Origin of the sequence: Bacillus sp. SIMBA_008, from assembly GCF_046535495.1 — a bacterium.
Taxonomy (GTDB): Bacteria; Bacillota; Bacilli; order Bacillales; family Bacillaceae; genus Bacillus; species Bacillus subtilis.
The window spans coordinates 1-264 of sequence record NZ_JAWRWL010000628.1 but is presented as its reverse complement, the minus strand read 5'-3'; the positions used below and the strand labels follow the sequence as shown (position 1 = coordinate 264).

Annotated in this window: 1 protein-coding gene; it reads right to left on the bottom strand. The window is 72.0% G+C overall.

Annotation, left to right across the window (positions count from 1 at the left end; translation table 11 throughout):
* Positions 1 to 68: 68 nt before the first annotated feature.
* Positions 69 to 264 (bottom strand): RES domain-containing protein (locus SB658_RS24720; RefSeq protein WP_410603034.1); only part of this gene is annotated, 196 nt, incomplete at its 5' end.

Genomic DNA, 264 nt, shown 5'->3' with positions numbered 1-264 from the left:
CGCGGTTGCGGCGGGCGTAGCCGGGGCATTACGCAGTCCCGCGGAGCGGATCCCGTGCCCGTGCCGCGTCAGTCGCTGTTCTTGGCGTCGCGCATCCGGACGACGGGGGCATCGGGTTCGTTCCACCGGAACAGCACCAGGTGCCAGAGCCCGGGACGCTTCCGCGAGGGGTCGATCACGCCGTTCGCGCCGGCCTCAAGAAGGCGGTCGCGTACGGTCCAGGACAGGGGAGTGCCACCGGCGTCGGCGATGTCCTGCCAGGGC